The sequence below is a fragment of the Pseudomonadales bacterium genome (genome assembly GCA_013215025.1).
Classification (GTDB): Bacteria; Pseudomonadota; Gammaproteobacteria; order Pseudomonadales; family DT-91; genus DT-91.
Map to the genome: position 1 here is coordinate 1 of JABSRR010000227.1, position 3,314 is coordinate 3,314.

General features: G+C 52.8%; 3 protein-coding genes. All 3 read right to left on the reverse strand.

Translation table 11 applies throughout. From position 1 onward, the window contains the following. A partial coding sequence (gene cofG / locus HRU21_12160) for a 7,8-didemethyl-8-hydroxy-5-deazariboflavin synthase CofG (GenBank protein NRA43043.1) occupies window positions 1-1,358 on the reverse strand: 1,358 nt, incomplete at its 3' end. 8 nt (window positions 1,359-1,366) lie between these two features. Next, a complete protein-coding gene (locus HRU21_12165; protein NRA43044.1) occupies window positions 1,367-2,263 on the reverse strand; it encodes a hypothetical protein in 897 nt (298 codons plus the stop codon). After that, a partial coding sequence (locus HRU21_12170; GenBank protein NRA43045.1) for a 2-phospho-L-lactate transferase occupies window positions 2,260-3,314 on the reverse strand: 1,055 nt, incomplete at its 5' end. The genes HRU21_12165 and HRU21_12170, both read right to left, overlap by 4 nt.

A 3,314-nucleotide genomic window follows, 5' to 3' on the forward strand; every position in this document is an offset into this window, starting at 1 on the left:
TGCAGAACGCTTGCATGAAAGCGGCTATCAAGGTAACGCGCTCTTGCTGCCTGATCACTGAAAAATGGCGGATAAATCGTTAAACGCTCGCGCAGCTGCATGCCCGCCTGCTCGGTGGCGTGACGTAAATCATCTAAATGTGGCCACGGCGCCTCAGGGTTGACAAAATCGGGCGTTATCGGCGACACGCCGCCCCAGTCGTTAATACCGGCCGAGATTAGCTGCGGCAAGACACCAGGGCTTAAATTCGGCGGCACTTGAATCGACATCTGCGCACCAAAAATCAGGCGCGTTACCGCCAGCGTCCACAGCAGCTCGGCGAGATCGGGCTCGGGCGCCTGCGCCATTTTAGTATCGGGCTTGGCACGGAAGTTTTGCACGATAATTTCTTGAATATGGCCATATTGTTGCTGAATTTGGCGAATATCTAACAGTGACTGAATGCGCTCAGCCCGTGTTTCGCCAATGCCAATTAAAATACCGGTAGTAAAGGGAATATCCAGCTCGCCAGCTAGGCGTAAGGTGGCTAGCCGGGCGGCGGGCTGTTTGTCGGGCGAGCCATAGTGTGGCATGCCTTTTTGGCACAGCCGTTCGGCACTGGATTCGAGCATCAGCCCCATGGAGGCCGACACAGACTTTAACCGCAATAGCTCTTCACGGCTCATGGTGCCGGCATTGATATGGGGCAGAATGCCGCTTTCAGCATACAGGCGCTCGGCCATATCAGCCACATAGTCGAGTGTGCTGCTAAAGCCCATCTCGTCTAAGGCTTGCTGCGCGGTGCTGTAGCGCAGTTCAGGCTTTTCACCCAGGGTAAATAGCGCTTCTTTACAGCCAAGCTTGGCAGCGGCCTTGGCTTGCGCGAGCACGGCATCGGCGCTCATAAAAGGTGCGTCGATAAACTTAGGCGTTTGCGCAAAGGTGCAGTAATGGCAAACATCACGACAAAGCTGAGTGAGCGGAAAAAACGCTTTTTTGGAGAAACTGATCACATTATCAAAGCCTGCGTCGCGTAAACGCGTCGCCGCGGCGAGCAAGCTATCGGCCGACAAGCTGCTTACAGCCTCTGCGACATTAGCATCCCTTCGGTTTTCACCATCATGGCTGTTAGCGCTATCAGCCGAATCAAGCGTGATGGTGGCTAAACTTAGCGCCTCGGCATCCGATAGATGAAAGGCAAAGGCAGCCGCATCGGGCACTGCAAACTCGCTGGCGTTTAAGGCCGCAATTTTGTCTAAAGCGCTGGCGACATCATTAGCTGAGGGCGAGCGTTCAGGCGAAGGGTGACTGGCCTCTGAATGACAAGGCTTCGCATTAAGCGTGTGATGATCAGAATTGCCGGGCTTGTTTGTTGCCATATACCGCGTTATTTATTAGCTACATCAAGGGCCGCTTGTAAGCTATCAAGACAGGCTGTTAATGGGTGCTGGGCTGAAAAATATTGCGCCTTATGATACGCCAAAAGCGTCATCAAATCATCTGCTTCATCTAAATCAAACGCCAGCTGTCGCTGTTGTACGATATGCAGCTTAATACCTTGCTCAGCCAGCAACATGGCCTGCTGTAAATGTTTGGATGCGCTATTTTCGCCAAAGCACAGCGGTATTGGCGATGGCAATGGCAAGACTAAGGCATTGGTGCCGGTGCGCGACTTATCTTGCACTAAATGAATTGCTTGGCGGCCTGACTGACCGGCTGCATCTTGCATAATGCTGGCAATATCGGCAGCCTCGGTCAAAGGCAGATCGGCATGCATAATCAAGCATTGCGACGGCAAACTGCTTGCCGAGCTAGTTTGATCTGCGGCTGCGCTGCGGTTTTGCGCCTCAAGAGACTGCAGCGCGGCCTCCAAGGCAGCATTTAAGTCGCTGCAGCTATCGGGCTCGGCAAAATGGCTCAATGTAAACGAGCAATAGCCTTGGCTGTTGCGAGATATTGAGGCTTGTTTTGTCTTGTGTTTTGCCTGTAGCTTGTTCTTGTTTTTCGGCTTTAAATTTTCTCTCTGCTTGTCCTGTGACTGTGCGGCGTAATGCTGCATATAGCCTTGCAGCGGCGCGAGGCAGTTGCGATCTTTCGACACAACTACAAGCTGCTGCAGCTGATTGGGGTTTGCCGCGTCAAAATCTAGCCAGGCCTTGAACACGCTGACAAACATCGCCTCGGCCAGCATCTGCCGTTGCTCAGGGCTTAGCAACGCGGCTAAGCGACCTTTTGCGATCGCGGTTTGCTCAGGTTGGCCCTTATAGGGGATAACAACAATCATTGACGCTTAGCGGGTGACGCTTGCTGCGCTGATAAAAAACCCTGTAGCAGCGTTATAATAGCTTTAGCTAATTGCTGTTTATCGGCATCGCTGCGCATCAGCGTGGGCAGAATCTCAAGCTGCAGCTGATGCTGCGCCGATGCTAAAGCTGCAGCATCAGCTTGATCACTGACGTCGATCACTAGATGACTGATCAATGACTGATAAAATGTCGCAATGCTTTGATTATTCACCGCCAGTGATAGCTCGGCCATCATTTTCGCAGTTGGGCCTTTCACCGCCGCACCGTTGATAATCGGCGACACAGCAAGCACTGGCTTTAATTTTGCGCGATGTGCTTGCAAGGCCTCAGACATGCCCGGCACGGCAAGAATAGGCGCAATACTGACAAAGGGATTAGACGGGCAAATCAGCACGGCGTCGGCCTGCTGAATTGCTGCCGCAGTCGCCTCAGATACTGAGGCTTGCTCGATGCCATCAAAGCCGTAGCCATTGATTATTGGCTGGCATTGCTGGGCAACAAAGTAGTGCTGAAAACTCAATTTTTCGCTCTTAGCACTATCGTGATTGCTACTGGCTGATGCATCTTTAACACTGACAGCCTCAGTCGTATCAGCTGCTGAAGCCAAGGTGACATAGGTCGATACCGGCTGATCGCACATGGGCAACACCGTCAGCCCTTCTACCCCAAACTGGTGAAACAGCGCCGCAGTAACCTCACTGAGTGACTGCCCCTGCTGTAAGGCATGGGTGCGCGCTAAATGGGTGGCTAAGTCTTTATCGCCTAGTTGAAACCAAGTAGGCGCATTCACCGCCGCTAGGGCCTGATGCACCTGCCAACTTTCATCGGCGAGGCCCCAGCCTTGCTTTGCATTCGCCCTACCCGACAGGGTATACATCAAAGTATCTAAGTCGGGGCTGATGTGCAGCCCTAAATGCACAAAGTCGTCGGCGGTATTGACAATGATGCTTAAGTCAGTGATTTGATCGCCTTGCTGCATCAGCTGATACAGCCCCAGTGCCAGCTTGGCACCGCCTACACCGCCGGTTA